Origin of the sequence: Variovorax raffinosi, from assembly GCF_051216615.1 — a bacterium.
In the GTDB taxonomy this organism is placed as follows: Bacteria; Pseudomonadota; Gammaproteobacteria; order Burkholderiales; family Burkholderiaceae_C; genus Variovorax.
Window position 1 is genome coordinate 139,101 of record NZ_JBPJZR010000009.1, and the last position, 17,579, is coordinate 156,679.

The following is a 17,579-nucleotide window of genomic DNA, read 5'->3' on the forward strand; positions in this document are numbered from 1 at the left end:
GCTTGCGCCTCAGCGCTTTGCCGCATCCGCGGGCGCCGGGACCAGCTCGGGCTTCACGGTCACGGGCTCGGCACCCGCCGGCACCTGCACGCGCTCTTCGGGCGTCTCGCCGCCGTAGTCGTTGAGGGTCGTGAAGTTGACCTGGATCGCCTGCGGCGTCTTCACCGCGCTCAACGGATAGGTCGTCTCGCCGAGCGGCGGCACCATGTCGGCATTGATCAGTTGCTGGCCGCCATTGATGTTCAGGGCCGTGAAGGTCACGTGGTAGGCCGTGGGATTGGCGACCTTGAGCACGGCACCCTGCCCGTCGGCACCGGCGCTCACCGCCCACTTGAGCTGCGCGCGCGATTCGTCGGACTTGCCCACGAGTTTCGAAGGCCGGTAGAACAGCTTGATGCGGCTGCGCACCGCGATCTGCAGCACGTTCTCTTCGTTCGACTTCTCGGGAATCTCCTTGACGTTGAGCCAGAACACCGACTCGCGGTCGGCCGGCAGCTCGCCACCCACGCGCATGATGCGCAGGATGTTCTCCATGCCGGGGTCGAGCCGCGACAGCGGCGGCGTGACGAGCAGCGGGGTCTTGTTCTTGCCTTCGCCCGCATCGATCCAGGTCTGGACCACGTAGGGCGAAGCGCCGGTGTTCTTCACCGGAATGGAAGCCTCGCGGTCCTTCTCGCCGAGGATCACGCGGGTGCCGCCGAGCATCACGCCCGCGCCGGCCGGCCACTGGAGGCCCAGCATCAGCAGGATGGCGAAGGCCCAGCGGAAGCGATGGTTGCTGCACATGGAAAGGAAGTCCTTGGGGCCGGCACGACGCATGAAGCGCAGACCGGCACGGCGATGCCTGTCGAGGCATCGTCGAAAAAAGAGGCGAGAAAAGAAGAGCCGGCGCCGACCGGGACCCGAGGTCCGGGCCAGCGCCGGGAATGACCTCATGGTCCGCCCCGAAGCGGCGAGCGCTTCGGCGGACCGTGCAGGCCTGCGGCGCCGCTTACTTGTAGGCGACCGTGAACTGCGCGACCGCGTTGGCCGGACCGACCGTGACGGCGGTCTTGGTCGACACGTACGTCGCCTGGAACTTCAGCGAGTTGTCGCCCAGACCCAGAACGTACTGGCTCGACTCCGAACCCAGCGCAATCTTGGTGCCGGCGGAGTCGCCGAGTTCGATGCCCACGCCCGAAGCCGCGCCCACACCGACCTGGCCGGCATTGGCCACGCGCAGGACCGTGGCGTCGTCGGCATCGGCCGTGCCCGAGAAGGTCACGGTCGCGCCCTTGGCGGTGGCGCCGCAGCCCAGCAGGTCGATGGTGAACTTGGCAGGCGTGGCCTTCTTGCCGACGGTCCCGGTGAACACGGGCGGCGTGGCGGTGCTGAGGGTGCCGAAGACGTTGCGCGAGACCTTGCCGAGCGGCACGGTCATGTTCTGGCTGTTGGGCGAGATCGAGCAAGGCGCATCAACGATTTCACCGGTGAAGTTGATGGTGCCGTCAGCGGCGAAGGCGCCCTGCGACAGGACACCGGCCGCGACCACTGCGGCCAGCTTGAAGAAAACTGCTTTCTGCATTTACATTCCCTGATGATTGATATAACCAAATTGCTACCCGCTTATGCAAGGCAGGCCGCAGTCTAGTTATCCAAAGACGGGAGAAGAAGTGCAGTTGGCGTCAGTTCACCATGGTTAACATTGCAATCACATTGTTTGTGAAATACACACGCCCTCTAACAACCAGAAACCTTTAGTCTGCGATCTGCAACACCAGTTTTCCGAAGTTCTGCCCGGCAAACAGCTTGTTGAGCGACTCGGGGAAGGTGTCGAGGCCTTGCACGACGTCTTCCTTGCTCTTCATGCGCCCATCTTTCAGGTACCCGGCCAGCTCGGCGATGGCCACGGGGTAGCGGTCGGCGTAGTCGAACACCACGATGCCTTCCATGCGCGCGCGGTTCACCAGCAGGCTCAGGTAGTTGCGCGGACCGGCGGCCGGCATGCTGTTGGCGTTGTTGTACTGGCTGATGGCGCCGCAGATGATGATGCGGGCCTTGCGCGCCAGCTTGGCCAGCACGTGGTCAAGGATCTCGCCGCCGACGTTGTCGAAGTAGATGTCCACGCCCTTGGGGCAATGTTCCTTCAGGCCCGCGCGCACCGCGCCTTCGCCGGCCTTGTAGTCGATGCAGGCGTCGAAGCCCAGCTCTTTCACCACCCATTCGCACTTGGCCGCGCCGCCCGCGATGCCGACCACGCGGCAGCCCTTGATCTTGGCAAGCTGGCCCACCGTCTGGCCGACCGCGCCGGCCGCGCCCGACACCACCACCATTTCGCCCGGCTTGGGCTGGCCCACATCCATCAGGCCGAAGTAGCCGGTCATGCCCGGCATGCCGAGCACGTTGAGCCACTGGCCGATGGTGCCGACGTTCAGGTCGACCTTCACCAGCCCGTTGCGCTTGATCTGGTCCTGCGGGATGAGGATGTATTCCTGCACGCCGAGCGTGCCGTAGACCGTGTCGCCGACCGCGAACTGCGGGTTCTTCGATGCGATGACGCGGCCGATGCCACCGGCGCGCATCACCTCGTCGATGCCCACGGGCGGGATGTAGCTCTTGGCGTCGTTGAGCCAGCCGCGCATGGCGGGGTCGAGCGACAGCGACAGCGTCTGGACCAGCACGCCGCCCTCGTCCGGCTCGCCGACGGGCTCGGTGGTGAACTTCCAGTTTTCGCGGGTGGCCGTGCCTTCGGGGCGTTTGGCGAGGCGGACCTGGTGGTTGGTGAGGGGGCTGCTCATGATGTCTCCTTGGTTGACGGCTGGCACGCAGGCGCATCGTAGCCGCGCACTCCGGGCCGGCTGGTAGCGCAGGCGACAGCGCGCGCCCGCCCTCCTGCGAACCCCAAGGACTAAGGCAGCCGGATGGTGATCTGCAACCCCGGATGCGCGTTGCGCACCGTCAGCTCGCCGCCATGCGCCTCGGCGATCAGCCGGCACAGGTACATGCCCAGGCCGACGCCACCGGTGGTGCGCGCGCGGGCGCCATCGGTGCGATAGAAGGGCTCGGTCAGGCGTTCGAGCTGCGCCTCCTCGACACCGGGGCCGTGGTCGCGCACCTCGATCTCGACGCCCTGCTTCTTGCCATCGACCACGGCGCGCAGCAACACGCACGGCGGCCGGGGCGCGCCGGCGCTGTAGCGCAGGGCGTTGTCCAGCAGGTTGCGCACCAGCAGCCGAACGCGCATGCGGTCGACGGCGTGCGGCGGCAGGCCTTCGGCCAGGTCCAGGTGCACGTCCTGCGCATCCGGCATCTCGGCCACGGCCTCGCGGATCAGCACCGCCAGGTCGACCGGCTCGCGCTGCAGCGCCACGTGCGGGCTGGCGAGGCGCTCGCTTTCGAGCAGGTCGCTGATCAGGTCGCGCATCTCGTTCAGGTCGCGCAGCAGCGCCTCGCGCTCGGCCTCGCCTTCAGGCGTGGCGGGCAGCAGCTCGGCGTTGAGCCGGGCGCGCGTGAGCGGCGAGCGCAGCTCGTGGCTCAGCGCCAGCAGCAGGCCGCGCTTGGCGTCGAGCATGGCCTGGATGTCGTCGGCCATGGTGTTGATGCGCTGGGCCAGGTCGCCCAGGTCGTCGTTGCGGCGGATCGGAATCGGCTGCGTGAACTCGCCACGGCCGAAGCGCTGCGCGCCTTCGCGAATGTCGATCAGCGGCCGCAGCAGGCGGCTCACGAAGGCATAGGCCAGCACCACCAGCAGCAACAGCACGCAGAGCGTGGCCCAGCCGGCGGTGCGCGGCGCGAATTGCCAGAGCTTGGGCGCCCAGCCGAAGATGACGCGGTGGCCGTCGGCCGTGGGGCGCACGAACCATTTGTCGTTGCTCTGCGCCTCGTCGCGGTCATGCATCCAGCCGCCGGGGCTGTTGGGGCCGCCCGGGTTCGAGTCCCAGTTGACCGTGGGGCCGACGATGCGAATGGTGATCGGCAACCGGTTCACCAGCGCCTGCGCACGCACCACGTCGGGCGGCGTGCCCAGCTCGGCGACGAGTCGGTCGGTGTAGTCCACCAGCATCGGCTGCGCGGCCTCGGCCCAACCGGTGGAGAAGGACTTCTTCATGCCGCCCACGAACACCGCCGCCATCACCAGAGCCAGCATCACGAACATCATCACCAGCCGCATGCGCAGCGAGCGGCGCCAGCGGCGCTTGCCCTGCACCTTCTCGTGCCACTGCGCGTGCCATTGCTTGCGCATCTCTTCGCGGCGGCATGCCATCTCGCGCCATGCCTGGCGGTGATCCTTGCGGCGAAAGTTCATGCGGATTCGCTGCGTGCCACGGCCAGCGCGTAGCCGGCATTGCGCAGCGTCTTGATGCAGTCCAGCGGCTCCAGTTTCTTGCGCAGGCGGCTCACCACGATGTCGACCGCGCGCGTGTACAGCTCGGCCTCGTGGCCACGCAGGCGGTTGAGGATGTCGTCGCGGCTGAACACCTTGCCGGGCTCGGCGGCCAGCAGCGCGAGCAGCTCGAACTCGGTGCCGGTGAGCTCGACGCGCTCGCCCTGGCGCAGCACCTGGCGCCGGTCGAGGTCGATCGACAGGCCGTCGAACACGCGGTGCTGCGTGCCGTTGGCCGCCGGCGGCGCGCTGCGCTGGCGACGCAGGATGGTCTGCACGCGCGCCACCAGTTCGCGCGGCTCGAAGGGCTTGGGCACGTAGTCGTCGGCGCCCAGTTCGAGGCCGACCACGCGGTCCATCACTTCGCCGCGCGCGGTGAGCATCACGATGGGAATGTCGCTTTCCTTGCGGATCTCGCGGCACAGCTCGAAGCCGTCCATCTCGGGCAGCATCACATCGAGGATGGCTGCGTCGTACTGGCCGGCGCGCAGCATGGCGAGGCCTTCGCTGGGGCGCACCGCACTCTCGAGCGTGCAGCCGAAGCGTGCGAAGTAGGTGGTCAGCGGCGCGGCGAGGTGTTCGTCGTCGTCGATCAGCAGGATGCGCGGCATGGCGGGATTGTGCCTTCTGGCCAAAAAGTGGCGGATGACTTCGCTGACCATCAAACCGGCCGGCATCGCACCGCCAAGGTCAGGCCCGTCACCAGCATCGTGAGCAACAGTGCGTGATAGATCACATCGGGCAGCGTGCGCGGACCGATGCCCACGGCGATGGTGGCCAGGCCAACGAGCGTGCCCAGCAGCGCAAAGCCCTGGCCGACGATCGCGGCCCGGCGCGCGTCCGATGGGCGCAGCCAGGTCTCGACCGAGGCGAACACCAGCACGACCGCGATCACCGTCTCGGCCGTGCGGGCATGTGCGTGCGCAAAGCCCGGCACGATCCGGCCCGCGTGCACCATCGACGCAATACCGAGCGTGAGCGCCTCGGTCAGCATCCAGGCGCGCGCGACCTGCGGACGCAGTACGGGTGCGGCGCCGCTCACCACGGATCGGCCCGGCCGATGCGGCCCAGGTGCGTGAGGCCGAAGCCATCGGCGTACTTGAGCCCGTAGCCCAGGGCACGGTCGAGGCCGATGTGGGCGCACCAGATCAGGCCGCCGGCCACGGCCCACGGCATGGCCGCGAGCACGCCGAGCGCCAGCAGCGCAACCGCACCGATGTACGAATGCGCCGCGTTGTAGAGCGCAGCGCCCACGCGCGGCCCCGCGAGGTAGCCCAGCATCGACAGGTCGGGCGCGAACAGCATGAGCGCGAACGCGCCCCAGCCCGCGCCGAACTGCGCGTAGGCGGCCAGCGCCACGCCCAGCACGGTGACGCCTTCGAGGCGCAACAGCGTGCGAACGCGGCCACCGGCCATGCCGGCCGCCTCGTTGGAAGCCGCGGCGTGCGACACCCAGGGCGCCGGCGCTGCGGCGACGCGCCGTACCGCAAGCCCGAAGGCCGACATGGCCTCAGCCATGACGGCTCCAGCGTCGGCCGCCGCGGTCCATGAAGTCGCGCACCTTCTGCTGCTGCGCGGCGTTCAGGTTGTCGAAGAAGTCGGCGGCGGCGGCAATGACCTCGGGGCTTCCGGTGCGCACGGCGGCGGTCTTCTCGTCGATGAGGCGCGAGGCGCCGGCCTGGTCGAGCTTGTTGCCCGCGAACAGCGCCTTGAACTGCGAGCGCGGATCGCCCGAGCCGCCGGCACCGCGCAGGGCTTCGCGCTGCGCCTGCAGCTTCTCGGCCAGCACGGTGAGCTTCTGCTTTTGCGCGGCATCGAGTTCGAGCTTGCTGCCCACGCGCTCGACCATCTTGGCGCGGAAGTCGGCGCTGTCGCCGCCGCCCCAGCCATGGCGTTGGCCGGCACAGCCGGCGATGCTGCCGGCAACCATCGCCGCGCCGGCGAAACCGAAGAGAGTGCGTTTGATCCAGTGCTTCATATCAAGTCCTTGGTGTTGTCTTGTGAGGAGGAAGCTCGATGGTGCTCGGGGCACCGGGCCAAGTCCTCTCGCCGGCGTATCGGCGTGTTTCGTTTGATTGCGACGGCTTGTGACGTGGCAACAAGCCCGTGCCGCTTACAGGCGGCTGCTCTTGGCGTTGGCTGCTGCGTTGCGTGCGTCGACGGGGTTCTGCATCGTCGAGACGACCTTGCTGTTCACGCGCGAGCCCGAGGACACGTTCTGGTCTGGTGCGGCCGCGGTGCGCACGGCTTCGGCAACCACGCTGGCGCGGTCGGTCGACACGGCCACGGTTTCGGCGCCGCGCGAGCCGCGCACGACGTTCTGGTTGGGCGCCGATGCGGTGCGCACGGCTTCGGCGTTGACTTCGACGCGGCTCTTGGCCGACACGGGCGCTTGCACGCCCTCGTAGCTTTCGGCCTTGGCGCCGGCAGCGGCGAGCATGGCGAACGAGCCGACGGCAACGATGTGCGTGAAGGAAAGAGATTTCATGATGCAGGCCTTTCTGGTGTGGAAGAAGAGGACCTGATCGTGCTTGCGGGGGCGCCGCAAGTCCTTTCGCCGCAGTTTCGGCGTGTTTCGTTTTATTGCAGCGCTATTGCTTTCGCAGCAGTTGCAGCAGCGCGGCCAGGGCCAGGCAGGGCACGAGCAGCGCCCAGAAACCCGCATGCGCATAACCCAGCCCGCCGCCGAGCGAGCCCACCGCGAAGGCCGCCACCGGCGGCCACGCCTTGTGTACGCGGGCCGATGCGCCGGCCATGCCGGGCGCGCGCGTCGCGATGTCGACCAGGTCCATCACGAGCTGCGTGACGTTGCCGGTCATCACGGTGCTGGGCGTCACGCGCGAGAACACGCTGCGCGCGGCGGTGTTCTGGATCGACATGGTCAGCACGCCCATCAATCCGACCGCGATGGCCGACACGCCGTTGCCGCTGACGAAAGGGCCGGCCCACACGCCGGCGCCCATGAAGGCCAGCAGGCACACCAGCTGCGTGCCCATCAATGGCACGGCGGTGTCGAGCCCGCGCCGCTCGCGCCGCAACTGGAACAGCCGCGTGGCCGCCACGCCCAACACGAAGGCCGGCAATGCCAGCAGCTTGCCGACCACGCCCGAATGCCCGCTGCCGGCCATGGCCGCGCCGATCAGCACGAAGTTGCCAGTGACGTGCGCGGTGAACAACCCGAACAGCGCGACGAAACCGAGGGTGTCGACAAAGCCGCCGGTGAAGGCCAGCAGCATGCCGCGCCATGCGCTCTCGGGCGGGCTGTCGGCGGTGGTTGCCGGGGCGGCGGCCGAGGGTGTGGGCGTGGCGTTGGTCATTCGCGCGGTGTCCTTTGCGGTGTGTCGGCCAGCACGGCGACGTTGCCAGCAGCGCGCCGAAGACTCAGCCCGCGAGCGCGGCGCCGGGATCGTCCAGTTCGAGCACGCCCTTGGCCCAGGCTTCGAGCTTGCTGGTATCGGCCCGCAGCACTTCCTGCTTGACCGCGAGGATGCGCGAAGGGTGCATCGAGAAGCTGCGCAACCCCAGGCCCAGCAGCAGGCGCGTGAAGGCCACGTCGCCCGCCATTTCGCCGCACACGGCCACGCCCTTGCCCTGCCGACGGCACTCAGCGATGGTGTCGGCCACCAGCTTCAGCACGGCCGGGTGCGCGGGGTCGTACAGGTGCGCCACCGACTCGTCGGCCCGGTCGATCGCCAGCGTGTACTGGATCAGGTCGTTGGTGCCGATGGAGAGAAAGTCGAAGTGCTTGAGGAAGATGCGCAGCGTGAGCGCGGCGGCCGGTATCTCGATCATGGCGCCGAGCTTCACGTGGCCGTACACCGCGCCGCGATTGTCCAGCTCGGCACGCGCGAAGTCGATCAGCGAGATCGTCTGGCGGATCTCGCTGGCGTGCGCGAGCATCGGAATCAGCAGATGGATTTCGCCGTGCGCCGCCGCGCGCAGGATGGCGCGCAACTGCGTGAGGAACATGGCCGGGTCGGCCAGGCTCCAGCGGATGGCGCGCAGGCCGAGCGCGGGGTTCAGGTGCTCCTGCTTGTTGGCCGACTTGCTGTCCAGCGGCTTGTCGGCGCCCACGTCGATGGTGCGGATGGTGACGGGCATGCCCTGCATGCCCTCGACCGCGCGCTTGTAGGCCTGGTACTGCTCTTCCTCGTCGGGCAGGCGGGTCTGGCGCGCCGACGACTCGCGGCCCATGAAGAGGAATTCACTGCGGAACAGGCCCACGCCCACCGCGCCGGCCTTGACGGCACCCACGGTGTCCTCGGGCATCTCGATGTTGGCGAGCAGCTCGACGCGCTGGCCGTCGAGCGTGACCGCCGGCTTATGGCGCAGGCGCGCAAGGCGGCCGCGTTCGAGGTCGCCCTGGCGCTGCTTGAAGCCGTACTCGGCCAGGATGATCGGCGAGGGGTCGATGATCATCACGCCGGCGTCGCCGTCGATGATGACCCAGTCGTCCTGGCGCACGAGCTGGCTCGCGGTGCGCGCGCCGACGATGGCCGGGATGTCCATGCTGCGCGCGACGATGGCGGTGTGCGAGGTGCGTCCGCCCACGTCGGTCACGAAGCCGGCGAACACGCTCTTCTTGAACTGCAGCATGTCGGCCGGCGACAGGTCATGCGCGATCAGCACCAGCGGCACGTCGATGCCGTCGCCCGCGGTGGGGTCGTCGTCGTCATCAGTGTGGGCGGCGCGCTTGCGGCGCGGCGGGCTCGGCGCCAGCACGGCGGCGGTGCCCTTCATGCGGTGCAGGATGCGCTCGACCACCTGTTCGAGGTCGGCCTTGCGCTCGCGCAGGTACGCGTCTTCCATCTCGTCGAACTGGCGCGCGATGATTTCGAGCTGCGTGGTCAGCGCCCATTCGGCGTTGTAGAGCCGCTCGCTGATCCAGTGCTTGACGCCGCCGCTCAGGGCTTCGTCCTGCAGCAGCATCTGGTGCACTTCGAGCAAGGCGGCCAGCTCGTGCGGCGCGTCGTTCGGGCCCATCTGCGCGACGCTGCTCTGCAGCTTGATGAGCTCGTCGGCGACGGCGTTGCGCGCGGTGCGCACGCGGTCGATTTCGGTGTCGATCTCTTCGGGCTTGATGAAGTAGTGGGCCACATCGATGCGGCTGGACACCACCAGCACCGCACGCCCGATGGCAATGCCACGGGCAACAGGAAGGCCGTGGACTGCGAATGTCATGGGGTGGCCCTTATTCGCCTTCGCCGAACTTGTCGTCCATGAGCTGGACGATGGCGTTCATCGCTTCTTCTTCCTGGGCGCCGTTGGTCTCCAGCTCGACGGTGGAGCCGAGCCCGGCGGCCAGCATCATGACGCCCATGATGCTCTTGGCGTTGATGCGGCGGTCGCCGCGCGAGAGCCACACCTCGCAGGGAAAGCTGCCTGCGAGCTTGGTCAGCTTGGCGGATGCGCGTGCGTGCAGGCCCAGCTTATTGCTGATGGTCACGGATTTCTTGATCACTGTGCTTTCTTTTTGCCTGGTTCTGGGGAGCCGCCACGGCCACCTGCATCACGCCCGCGGTGCCGCCCGCGATGGCGCGCTGCACAAGCGTGTCGAGTGGTTCGTGCCGGTAGGTGACGGCGCGCAGCAGCATCGGCAGGTTGACACCCGCCACCAGCCGCGAACGCACGCCGTCCACCAGCTTCTGCGCCACGTTGCAGGGCGTGGCACCGAACACGTCGGCCAGCACCAGCACCTGCGAGCGCGGCGCATGCAGTTGCTGCGCGAGCGTGATGCGCGCGGCGGCCAGCGTTTCTTCGGGCGACACGTTGGGCAGCACGTCGAGCGCAATGACGGCCTGCTCGCAGTCGGGAAACACATGCAGCGCGCACTGCCGCAGCGCCTGCGCGAACGGTGAGTGGGCGATGATGAGAATGCTGTTCATGCGGAGCGAAGGACGACGCGTCGATTATGCGGGGGCGCCCAAAGGAAGTAGATACAGGACACAACGCAGCAGCCCGGAAAAACGGACAGTGCTGCACGGAACGCGGGCAGCGTGTCGAGCCCGGTGCGTCTCCCAGCCGTGGGATTCACTATCGAAATGATGGAAACCATAGCCATCGCGACGGGCAGGCACCAGCTCATGCGATCTGCCACCGCCCGGCGAGCATGCCGCCGCTCATGGGAGGCGCAGGCTCTCGAAGAAGGTCTTGGCCGCCTCGGGCGAGGACGGCTTGCCCAGCACGGTGGCCTGGTAGAGCGCCACCGTCCCGTCTTTCTGCGACTGGGCGAACCAGAGCACCTGGACGGGCGCCGCGCCTTGCGTCGATGGCTGCGCGTCCAGCCGCAGCGGCGCGGGTGCGGCGGTCGCGCGTGGCAGGGTTGCGGGCGCTTCGGCCACCTGCGCCTCGGCCAGCTGGCTGCGCGTGGCGGTGCGCCAGGCATTGAGCCAGGCCTCGGCCTGCACGGGGCTGTTGGCGGCGGCGTGGGCAATGGCGAAGGTGGCACCGCCGGTCTCGCAGCCGGTCATGTCGACCTGCACGGATTCGGCGCCCAGCGGCAGGGCACGGTTGGCGCGGTCGGGCTTGCAGGGCAGCAGCGCGACCAGGCCCGATTCGGCGATCGGCACTTCGCGCCAGTTGAAGGTGGGGCTGCAGGCGGCGAGCAGGGCTGCCGCGGTCAGCGCAAGCCAGGAAAATGGAGCGGGCGACGGCATGGGGGAGCGATTATCGAGCCGCCCGGGGCCGCCGGAGCGCTCGCCAGCACGATCCAGCGGGCGGAACTAAAATCGCGCCGCCCTTCTCTCTCCGCTGCCATGAAAAAATACATCGCTGCCGCCGCCGTCGCTCTTGCATTGGCCGTCGGCGTGGGGGTGTACCTCGGCACCGGCACCTCCGCAGCACCGGTCTCGACCTTCGTGCTGCTCGACGGCACCCAGAAAACCACCGCAGACCTGAAGGGCAAGGTCACGCTGGTCAACTTCTGGGCCACCAGCTGCGTGACCTGCGTTGGCGAAATGCCCAAGGTCATCGCGACCTACGACAAGTACAAGTCGCAGGGCTACGACACGCTGGCCGTGGCCATGAGCTACGACCCGCCGAGCTACGTCGTCAACTTCGCCGAAACACGCAAGCTGCCGTTCAAGGTGGCGATCGACAACACCGGCAGCGTGGCGCAGGCCTGGGGCGACGTGAAGCTCACGCCGACCACTTACCTGGTCAACAAGCGCGGCGAGATCGTGAAGCGCTATGTGGGCGAGCCCGACTTTGCCGAGCTGCACAAGCTGATCGAGAAACTGCTCGCCGAGGCCTGATCGCTTCGACCACAAATAAAAGGCGCTCCGAGGAGCGCCTTTTGTTTTTGAAGCTACTACGACGGGCTTACTGGTTGCGAAAGCTGTCGTGGCAAGCCTTGCAGCTCGCGGCGGTCGGGCCGAACTGGGCCTTCAGCGCATCGAGGTTGCCGGCCTTGGCCGCCGTCACCAGCTTGCCGGTTTCCTCGATCAGCTTCTGCTGGCGTTCCTTGAACTTCGCGTCTTCCTTCCAGACTTCGGGCTTGGCCTTGCCGCCCTCGGTGCCGGCACCGAAGCCTGCCCAGGGCAGCTTCGCCATGTCGGCCACCACTTCGGCATTGGCGGCAGCGGCCGTGGCGTCGTAAGGCGCGCGGCCGTTGGCCATGGCGCCGAGGCGGCCGAAATGCTGGCTCATCACGAACAACGCGCTCTGGCGGTACTTGATGGCGTCTTCGGGCTTGGCGAACTGGGCCGCCGCGGGCAGCGCCACCGCAGCACAAGCGGCTGCAAGGGCGAGCGAAGCAAATCGATTCATCGTGGATCCTTCCTCTACGTGGGTGGGGGCAAACGCCGTCGAATGCGACGCTGCGGCCGAGTGTAGGGGCAGGCCATGGCGGGCGCATAGCAACAACCCGAAGCAGCACGGGGCCCGGACTTTGCTAATCTGCGCCTTCCGCAGCATCGCGCCCCGCGCCCCTTTCGATGACCGATTCCTCCGTGGCGGCCCGCCACGCACGCGCCAGCGATGGCGCCCACACCCGTGTCTGGGACCTGCCGACCCGCCTGTTCCACTGGGCACTGGCCGTCGCCGTGATCGGCCTGATCGGCACGGGCCTGAACGGCATCATGGAATGGCACTTCCGCCTGGGGTACACGGTGCTCGCCCTGCTGCTGTTCCGCCTGCTCTGGGGTTTCGTGGGCGGGCGCTGGTCGCGCTTTGCCTCGTTCTTCTACGGGCCCGGCTCGGTCATCGCCTACCTGCGCGGACGGGCACATCCGGACCACCTGATCGGCCACACGCCGCTCGGGGCGCTCTCGGTGTTCGCGGTGCTGGCCATCCTCGCGCTGCAGGTCGCCACCGGGTTGATGGCCGACGACGAGATCTCGGCCTCCGGGCCGCTCACGCGCTTCGTGTCCGGCGCGGTGGTGAGCCTTGCCACTGGCTGGCACAAGGCGCAGGGCAAGTGGATCGTGATTGCGCTCGTCAGCCTGCATGTGCTGGCCGTGCTGTTCTATGTGCTGGTCAAGCGGCATCGCCTGGTGCGGCCGATGGTGACGGGCGACAAGCGAATCGTTGCCGCCAACGGGGATGTCGTGGCAAGCCGTGACGATGCGGCATCGCGCTGGCTCGCGCTGGTGCTGTTCGCGCTGTGCGCCGGCGTGGCGTTCTGGGTGGCGTCGTTGCGCGTATGAGCTCATCTGTTTCACGCCCCCTGCCGCTGTCGGACATGCCGGCCGTCGTGCTGCTCGTGCCCGAATCGGCGCACGAGATCGATGCCGCCCGCGCAATCTTCCGCGACTACGCGGCCTCGCTGAACATCGACCTCGAGTTCCAGGACTTCGATGGTGAACTCGCCGAGCTGCCCGGTGAATACGCCGAGCCACGCGGGAATCTGCTGCTGGCGCTGGTCGATCCGGCCAACGTCAAGGAAGACGCCGGGCGACAGTGCCCGACGCTGCAGCGCGCCAACGGCACGCTGGCGCACATTGCGGGCTGCTGCGCATTGCGCCCCCTGGACAACGTGGACTACGCCAATGCGGCGGAGATGAAGCGCCTGTACGTGCGCCCCGGTTTTCGCGGACTGGGCCTGGGCCGCCAACTGGCCGAGGCCACGCTCGATGCCGCGCGCGGCGCGGGTTATGCCTGTGTGTTGCTCGACACGCTCGACGACATGGAATCGGCGCGGGCACTCTACGAAGACCTGGGCTTCGCGGAGGTGCCGCCCTACTATCACAACCCCGTCGCCGGGGCCCACTACCTCAAAGTGGATCTTTGATTGCTGCTGCTGCCGCTGCTCAGCCGCGGGCTTGCGCCAGCAGCGTGTCGGCGTCGCTGACTTCGAACTTGCCCGGTGCCTCGACGTTGAGCGTCGCGACCTTGCCGTCCTTCACGAGCATCGAATAGCGATTGCTGCGCAGGCCCATGCCGCGACCGTTCAGGTCGAGCGTGAGGCCGGTGGCCTTGGCGAAATCGGCACTGCCGTCGGCCAGCATGCGGACCTTCGTGCCCGTCTTCTGGTCACGCGCCCAGGCGCCCATCACGAAAGCGTCGTTCACGCTCACGCACCAGATTTCGTCAACGCCGGCGGCCTTGAAGTCATCGAAGTGCTGCACATAACCCGGCACGTGCTTGGCCGAGCAGGTGGGCGTGAAGGCGCCCGGCAGCGCGAACAGCGCAATGGTCTTGCCGGCCGAAGCCTTGCTCACATCCACGGCGTTCGGGCCGATGCTGCAGCCTTCGCCCTCGACCTCGGAATATTCCTGCAGGGTGGCCGAAGGAAGGGTGTCGCCGACTTTGATCATTCAATTGCTCCAGAAAAAGAAAAACGGCCCACATTGTGGGCCGTTTCCGGTTGAGTCGTGTGACTCGAAGATCAGACCAGTGCGGCCTTCTCGACCAAGCGGGTCACAACCCAGTTCTTGGTCTTCGAGATCGGACGGCTTTCCGTGATCTCGATGGTGTCGCCCAGCTTGTACACACCGTTTTCGTCATGTGCGTGGTACTTGCTCGTCTTGGCCACGATCTTGCCGTAGAGCTCGTGCTTCACACGGCGCTCGACCAGCACGGTCACGGTCTTGGCACGCTTGTCGCTGACCACCTTGCCGATCAAGGTGCGCTTGAGGGATTTTTTAGCTTCCGTCATGTTCACTCCTTATTTGGCGGCTTGGGTTTCTTGCTGCTTCTGCGCAAGAATGGTCTTGGCGCGCGCGATGTCGCGGCGCGTCACGCGCAGCGTCGAGGTGTTCGACAGCTGTTGCGTGGCTTTCTGCATGCGCAGGCCGAAGTGGGCCTTTTGCAGGTCTTTGACTTCGGCTTGCAGTGCTGCGACATCTTTCGTGCGCAGGGTTGCAGCCTTGGTCACCTTGGCCGGAGCCGCGGTCTCTTTTTTCTTACGTGTTGCCATGGGTGTTCTCCTCTCAGGCGCCGAGCTGGCGAGCGACGAACGTCGTGCGCAGCGGAAGCTTGGCGGCGGCCAGGCGGAACGCTTCGCGGGCGAGTTCTTCGGGCACGCCGACGATCTCGAACACGATCTTGCCAGGCTGGATTTCAGCGACGTAGTACTCGGGGTTGCCCTTACCGTTACCCATCCGAACTTCGGCGGGCTTGGTCGAGATTGGCTTGTCCGGGAACACGCGGATCCAGATACGGCCACCGCGCTTCACGTGACGTGAAATTGCGCGGCGAGCGGCTTCGATCTGGCGTGCCGTGAGGCGACCGCGGTCGGTGCATTTGAGACCGAAGTCACCGAAGGCAACCGAGTTACCCCGGGTTGCGATGCCGGTGTTGCGGCCCTTTTGTTCCTTGCGGAACTTTCTGCGTGCAGGTTGCAGCATTTTTAATACTCCGTAGTTCTAAGAGCGATCACTCGCTCTTGGCACCGTCAGCTGCTGCAGCTGGCGCGGCTTTGCGGACGCGCTTAACGGCGGGTTTCGAGTCTGCACCCGGTGCAGCAGGAGCTCCACCGGTAGCTTCTGCGGGCTTGTCGCTGCCATCAGCCGGCGCGGTGTTGCCACCGATCGGGCCACGGCCACCGGCACGGGGGCCAGGACCACGGCGATCGCCACCCGGACGGTCGCCACCAGGGCGGCCATCGCGGCGGGGACCACGCGGACGACGCTCGTCGTCCGGACGCGGCGTTTCGACGGCCGGCAGGTCGTTACGACCCAGCGTGTCGCCCTTGTAGACCCAGACCTTGACGCCGATGACGCCGTACGTGGTCTTGGCTTCCGAGGTGCCGTAGTCGATGTCGGCGCGCAGGGTGTGAAGCGGCACGCGACCTTCGCGATACCACTCGCAACGAGCGATTTCGATGCCGTTCAGGCGGCCCGACGACATGATCTTGATGCCCAGGGCACCCAGACGCATGGCGTTTTGCATGGCGCGCTTCATGGCACGGCGGAACATGATCCGCTTTTCGAGCTGTTGCGTGATGCTGTCGGCGATCAGTTGCGCATCGATTTCGGGCTTGCGCACTTCTTCGATGTTGACTGCAACCGGCACGCCGAGCTGACGGCCCAGTTCGCGCTTGAGGTTCTCGATGTCTTCGCCCTTCTTGCCGATCACGACGCCCGGACGTGCCGAGTAGATCGTGATGCGTGCGTTCTTGGCGGGACGTTCGATCATGACGCGCGACACCGAAGCGTTCTTCAGCTTCTTCTTCAGGTATTCGCGAACCTTGATGTCTTCGGCCAGCATGCCCGCGAAATCGCGGTCGCTTGCGTACCAGCGGCTGGACCAGTTACGGGTAACCGCAAGGCGGAACCCGGTTGGGTGGATTTTCTGTCCCATATTTCTTCCAGGCCTTCTTAGTTGCCAACCGTCACGTACACATGGCACGTGGGCTTGCTGATGCGATTGCCGCGACCCTTGGCCCGCGCGGTGAAGCGCTTGAGCGTTGCACCTTGCTCGACGTAGATGGTCTTGACCTTCAGCTCGTCGATGTCGGCACCGTCGTTGTGCTCGGCGTTGGCAATTGCCGACTCGAGCACCTTCTTGATGATCACAGCGGCCTTTTTCTGCGTGAATTGCAGAACGTTGAGCGCTTGATCAACCTTCTTGCCGCGGATCAGGTCAGCGACCAGACGGCCCTTGTCGACCGACAGGCGGACACCGCGGAGGACTGCACGTGTTTCAGACATGGTCGTTCCTTACTTCTTCTGGACTTTTTTGTCCGCGGGGTGCCCCTTGAACGTGCGCGTGAGCGCAAATTCGCCGAGCTTGTGGCCGACCATCTGGTCGGTGATGTACACAGGCACGTGTTGCTTGCCGTTGTGCACAGCGATGGTCAGACCGATGAACTCGGGCAGAACCATCGAGCGGCGCGACCAGGTCTTGATCGGCTTCTTGTCCTTGGTCGTCACGGCCTTGTCGGCCTTGGCCACCAGGTGGTGGTCGACGAAAGGACCCTTTTTGAGAGAGCGAGTCATTGGCTATCCCTTACTTCTTGCGACGCGACACGATGAAGACCTGCGTGCGCTTGTTGTTACGGGTGCGATAGCCCTTGGTCAGATTGCCCCATGGGTCGACAGGATGGCGGCCTTCGCCAGTCTTGCCTTCGCCGCCACCGTGCGGGTGGTCGACCGGGTTCATCACGACGCCGCGAACGGTCGGGCGAATGCCCTTCCAGCGCTTGGCGCCTGCCTTGCCGAGTTGGCGCAGGCTGTGTTCTTCGTTGGCCACTTCGCCGATGGTTGCGCGGCATTCGATGTGGATGCGACGCACCTCACCCGAACGCATGCGGACCTGGGCGTAGACGCCTTCGCGAGCCAGCAGCGTTGCCGACGTACCGGCGGAACGCGCGATCTGCGCGCCCTTGCCGGGTTGCAGTTCGATGCAGTGGATCGTCGAGCCGACCGGAATGTTGCGGATCGGCAGGGTGTTGCCGGCGCGGATCGGGGCTTCGGCGCCCGACAGCAGCGTTGCACCAGCTTCAAGACCGCGCGGGGCGATGATGTAGCGGCGCTCGCCGTCGGCGTAGCAGACCAGAGCGATGTGGGCGGTACGGTTCGGGTCGTATTCGATGCGTTCGACCTTGGCCGGGATGCCGTCCTTGTTGCGCACGAAGTCGACAACGCGGTAGTGGTGCTTGGAACCACCGCCCCGATGACGGATCGTGATGTGACCGTTGTTGTTACGGCCGGCCTTCTGGAACTGGGGTTCCAGCAGGGCTGCGTGAGGAGCACCCTTGTGCAGGTGATCACGCGAAATCTTCACCGCGCCGCGTTGGCCCGGCGAAGTGGGTTTCATCTTGATGACGGCCATG

The 17,579-nt window shown here is 66.6% G+C and carries 26 protein-coding genes; 3 read left to right on the forward strand and 23 right to left on the reverse strand.

Features of this window, described 5'->3' with window-relative positions:
* Positions 1-9 precede the first annotated feature (9 nt).
* The 14 genes from ACSFB7_RS24940 to ACSFB7_RS25005 form a co-directional block, all read right to left on the reverse strand.
* Positions 10-786 (reverse strand): fimbrial biogenesis chaperone, encoded by a 777-nt coding sequence (locus ACSFB7_RS24940; RefSeq protein WP_435474950.1) that lies wholly within the window; start codon positions 784-786, stop codon positions 10-12.
* 205 nt (positions 787-991) lie between these two features.
* Positions 992-1,564, reverse strand: a complete 573-nt coding sequence (locus ACSFB7_RS24945) for a fimbrial protein (protein ID WP_435474952.1) — start codon at positions 1,562-1,564, stop codon at positions 992-994.
* 172 nt (positions 1,565-1,736) lie between these two features.
* Positions 1,737-2,777, reverse strand: coding sequence for an NADP-dependent oxidoreductase (locus tag ACSFB7_RS24950; RefSeq protein ID WP_435474954.1), 1,041 nt, complete (start codon positions 2,775-2,777; stop codon positions 1,737-1,739).
* A gap of 110 nt (positions 2,778-2,887) precedes the next feature.
* A complete protein-coding gene (locus ACSFB7_RS24955; protein ID WP_435474956.1) occupies positions 2,888-4,285 on the reverse strand; it encodes a HAMP domain-containing sensor histidine kinase in 1,398 nt (465 codons plus the stop codon).
* On the reverse strand, positions 4,282-4,974 hold the full coding sequence (locus ACSFB7_RS24960; RefSeq protein ID WP_435474958.1) for a response regulator transcription factor: 693 nt from the start codon (positions 4,972-4,974) through the stop codon (positions 4,282-4,284). Before ACSFB7_RS24960 ends, ACSFB7_RS24955 begins: the two co-directional genes overlap by 4 nt.
* Positions 4,975-5,024: 50 nt before the next feature.
* Complete coding sequence (locus ACSFB7_RS24965; protein ID WP_435474959.1) at positions 5,025-5,405, reverse strand: hypothetical protein; 381 nt, start codon at positions 5,403-5,405, stop codon at positions 5,025-5,027.
* On the reverse strand, positions 5,402-5,881 hold the full coding sequence (locus tag ACSFB7_RS24970) for a DUF4260 domain-containing protein (protein ID WP_435474960.1): 480 nt from the start codon (positions 5,879-5,881) through the stop codon (positions 5,402-5,404). Before ACSFB7_RS24970 ends, ACSFB7_RS24965 begins: the two co-directional genes overlap by 4 nt.
* Positions 5,874-6,341 carry a Spy/CpxP family protein refolding chaperone gene (locus ACSFB7_RS24975; protein ID WP_435474961.1) on the reverse strand — a complete coding sequence of 156 codons (468 nt, stop codon included), beginning with the start codon at positions 6,339-6,341 and terminating at the stop codon, positions 5,874-5,876. Before ACSFB7_RS24975 ends, ACSFB7_RS24970 begins: the two co-directional genes overlap by 8 nt.
* Before the next feature lie 135 nt (positions 6,342-6,476).
* Positions 6,477-6,851, reverse strand: coding sequence for a DUF4148 domain-containing protein (locus ACSFB7_RS24980; RefSeq protein WP_435474962.1), 375 nt, complete (start codon positions 6,849-6,851; stop codon positions 6,477-6,479).
* A gap of 103 nt (positions 6,852-6,954) precedes the next feature.
* Positions 6,955-7,680 carry a YoaK family protein gene (locus tag ACSFB7_RS24985; protein WP_435474963.1) on the reverse strand — a complete coding sequence of 242 codons (726 nt, stop codon included), beginning with the start codon at positions 7,678-7,680 and terminating at the stop codon, positions 6,955-6,957.
* 64 nt (positions 7,681-7,744) lie between these two features.
* The gene (gene ptsP, locus ACSFB7_RS24990) at positions 7,745-9,544 is read right to left on the reverse strand and encodes a phosphoenolpyruvate--protein phosphotransferase (RefSeq protein WP_435474964.1); all 1,800 of its coding nucleotides are present in this window, start codon (positions 9,542-9,544) and stop codon (positions 7,745-7,747) included.
* Positions 9,545-9,554: 10 nt separating this feature from the next.
* A complete protein-coding gene (locus ACSFB7_RS24995; RefSeq protein ID WP_187112591.1) occupies positions 9,555-9,824 on the reverse strand; it encodes an HPr family phosphocarrier protein in 270 nt (89 codons plus the stop codon).
* Entirely contained in the window at positions 9,793-10,248 is a 456-nt protein-coding gene (locus tag ACSFB7_RS25000; protein WP_093247285.1) for a PTS sugar transporter subunit IIA, read from the reverse strand. The genes ACSFB7_RS24995 and ACSFB7_RS25000 overlap by 32 nt, the downstream gene beginning before the upstream one ends.
* A 234-nt stretch (positions 10,249-10,482) precedes the next feature.
* On the reverse strand, positions 10,483-11,019 hold the full coding sequence (locus ACSFB7_RS25005) for a hypothetical protein (protein WP_435474965.1): 537 nt from the start codon (positions 11,017-11,019) through the stop codon (positions 10,483-10,485).
* A gap of 99 nt (positions 11,020-11,118) precedes the next feature.
* Between ACSFB7_RS25005 and ACSFB7_RS25010 the strand changes: the two genes are divergently transcribed.
* Positions 11,119-11,616, forward strand: a complete 498-nt coding sequence (locus tag ACSFB7_RS25010) for a TlpA disulfide reductase family protein (RefSeq protein WP_435474966.1) — start codon at positions 11,119-11,121, stop codon at positions 11,614-11,616.
* Between the two features lie 67 nt (positions 11,617-11,683).
* On the opposite strand, the gene ACSFB7_RS25015 is transcribed toward ACSFB7_RS25010, so the two are convergent.
* Positions 11,684-12,130 (reverse strand): c-type cytochrome, encoded by a 447-nt coding sequence (locus ACSFB7_RS25015; protein ID WP_435474968.1) that lies wholly within the window; start codon positions 12,128-12,130, stop codon positions 11,684-11,686.
* 167 nt (positions 12,131-12,297) lie between these two features.
* Between ACSFB7_RS25015 and ACSFB7_RS25020 the strand changes: the two genes are divergently transcribed.
* Together ACSFB7_RS25020 and ACSFB7_RS25025 are read left to right on the forward strand one after the other, a co-directional pair.
* Complete coding sequence (locus ACSFB7_RS25020; protein WP_435474970.1) at positions 12,298-13,008, forward strand: cytochrome b/b6 domain-containing protein; 711 nt, start codon at positions 12,298-12,300, stop codon at positions 13,006-13,008.
* Positions 13,005-13,592, forward strand: a complete 588-nt coding sequence (locus ACSFB7_RS25025; protein WP_435474972.1) for a GNAT family N-acetyltransferase — start codon at positions 13,005-13,007, stop codon at positions 13,590-13,592. The genes ACSFB7_RS25020 and ACSFB7_RS25025 overlap by 4 nt, the downstream gene beginning before the upstream one ends.
* 19 nt (positions 13,593-13,611) lie before the next feature.
* Here ACSFB7_RS25025 and ACSFB7_RS25030 read toward each other — a convergent pair whose 3' ends face one another.
* The 8 genes from ACSFB7_RS25030 to rplB all read right to left on the reverse strand — a co-directional run bounded on the left by ACSFB7_RS25030 (position 13,612) and on the right by rplB (position 17,578).
* The gene (locus ACSFB7_RS25030) at positions 13,612-14,118 is read right to left on the reverse strand and encodes a peroxiredoxin (protein WP_187112597.1); all 507 of its coding nucleotides are present in this window, start codon (positions 14,116-14,118) and stop codon (positions 13,612-13,614) included.
* Positions 14,119-14,189: 71 nt separating this feature from the next.
* Entirely contained in the window at positions 14,190-14,459 is a 270-nt protein-coding gene (gene rpsQ / locus ACSFB7_RS25035; RefSeq protein WP_187112598.1) for a 30S ribosomal protein S17, read from the reverse strand.
* 9 nt (positions 14,460-14,468) lie between these two features.
* Positions 14,469-14,678: a 50S ribosomal protein L29 gene (gene rpmC, locus ACSFB7_RS25040; RefSeq protein WP_093443910.1), complete on the reverse strand. Its 210-nt coding sequence runs from the start codon at positions 14,676-14,678 to the stop codon at positions 14,469-14,471.
* Between the two features lie 55 nt (positions 14,679-14,733).
* Positions 14,734-15,150: a 50S ribosomal protein L16 gene (gene rplP / locus ACSFB7_RS25045; RefSeq protein ID WP_021012789.1), complete on the reverse strand. Its 417-nt coding sequence runs from the start codon at positions 15,148-15,150 to the stop codon at positions 14,734-14,736.
* 28 nt (positions 15,151-15,178) lie between these two features.
* Complete coding sequence (gene rpsC / locus ACSFB7_RS25050) at positions 15,179-16,105, reverse strand: 30S ribosomal protein S3 (protein ID WP_435474973.1); 927 nt, start codon at positions 16,103-16,105, stop codon at positions 15,179-15,181.
* Positions 16,106-16,122: 17 nt separating this feature from the next.
* Positions 16,123-16,455, reverse strand: coding sequence for a 50S ribosomal protein L22 (rplV, locus tag ACSFB7_RS25055; protein ID WP_007838134.1), 333 nt, complete (start codon positions 16,453-16,455; stop codon positions 16,123-16,125).
* 9 nt (positions 16,456-16,464) lie between these two features.
* Complete coding sequence (rpsS, locus tag ACSFB7_RS25060) at positions 16,465-16,743, reverse strand: 30S ribosomal protein S19 (protein ID WP_007838132.1); 279 nt, start codon at positions 16,741-16,743, stop codon at positions 16,465-16,467.
* Between the two features lie 10 nt (positions 16,744-16,753).
* Positions 16,754-17,578, reverse strand: a complete 825-nt coding sequence (rplB, locus tag ACSFB7_RS25065) for a 50S ribosomal protein L2 (RefSeq protein WP_093247294.1) — start codon at positions 17,576-17,578, stop codon at positions 16,754-16,756.
* Position 17,579: the final 1 nt, after the last annotated feature.